The following is a 1,326-nucleotide window of genomic DNA, read 5'->3' as shown; positions in this document are numbered from 1 at the left end:
CCCAGCGGCAAGGCGCCGGCGATACCAACGGTGGCAATCACCAGGGTCAGCATCAGGCCGCCCCATTGGCTGGTCGCCACGGTGGCCAGGCCGAACACGCCGCCGTGCAGCAGGCACCAGGCGATGATCGGATACAGCACCAGGAAACTCAGGCCGTAGATCGCCTTGCGCGGGAAGCGCGAGATGAACAGCGGCGCCACGCCGATCACGGCCAGCCACACGGTCAGGTCCACGCGCCAGCGCAGGTCCGCTGGGTAATAGCCGTACATGAACTGGCCAAAACGCTGCTGGATGAACACCCAGCAGGCGCCCTCCTTGGTGCAGTCGGCTTGAGTGGTGCCGACCCAGTTGGCATCGAGAATCGCCCAGCTGAGAATCGGTGGGACCACCAGGTAGATCAGGTAGAACGCAAACAGGGTCAGCAGCGTATTGAGCCAGCTGGAGAACATGTTCGCGCGCATCCATGCCATCGGCCCGAACACTTTGCTCGGTGGCGGCATATCAGGTTTGAAAGTATGGGATGTCATGCGCGTTTCCTCACCGCTCGATCAGCGCAATGCGCTTGTTGTACCAGTTCATCAGCAAGGAAATGCTGATACTGATCGCCAGGTACACACTCATGGTGATCGCGATCACCTCGATGGCCTGGCCGGTCTGGTTCAACACCGTGCCGGCAAACAGCGAAACCATTTCCGGGTAACCGATACCGGCCGCCAGGGAAGAGTTCTTCGCCAGGTTCAGGTACTGGCTGGTCAACGGCGGAATGATCACGCGCAGGGCTTGCGGGATGATCACCTTGCGCAAGGTCGGACCGTTGCGCAGGCCCAGCGAGTGAGCCGCCTCGGTCTGGCCATGGCTGACCGACTTGATGCCCGAACGCACGATTTCAGCGATGAACGCCGCGGTGTACACGGTCAAGGCGAGGGTCAAGGCCAGCAGCTCGGGAATCAGTACCCAGCCACCCACGAAGTTGAAGCCCTTGAGTTCCGGCATTTCCCAATGCACAGGAGCACCGAAGATCGCGGCGCACAACGCCGGGATCACCAGGAACAGCGCCAGGCCGACCCAGAACTTATGGAACGGCTCACCGGTCGCTTCGAAACGCTTGTTGGCCCAGCGGGTCATCAGCACGATGGCGACAATCGCCAGCACCACGCTCACCGCGAACGGCCAGAACCCTTCGGCCATCAACGCCGCGGGCATGTTCAGGCCCCGGCTGCTGACAAAGAAGGTATCAGCGAAACTGTGGGCGGCGCGCGGCCCAGGCATGGTCAAGAAGACCGCGAAGTACCAGAACAGGATCTGCAGCAGTGGTGGGATGTTGCG

General features: G+C 61.7%; 1 protein-coding gene and 1 pseudogene. Both read right to left on the bottom strand.

The features are described from left to right. Positions 1 to 527 (bottom strand): annotated as a pseudogene (locus HU762_RS26490) (amino acid ABC transporter permease); the annotation flags it as partial. 10 nt (positions 528 to 537) lie between these two features. Next, positions 538 to 1,326 (bottom strand): ABC transporter permease subunit (locus HU762_RS26485; protein WP_186641865.1); only part of this gene is annotated, 789 nt, incomplete at its 5' end.

The organism is Pseudomonas sp. SWRI92 (genome assembly GCF_014268685.1).
GTDB lineage: Bacteria > Pseudomonadota > Gammaproteobacteria > Pseudomonadales > Pseudomonadaceae > Aquipseudomonas > Aquipseudomonas marvdashtae.
Note: the sequence above shows the minus strand (reverse complement) of the source record. Positions and strands in the feature narration are given on the sequence as shown.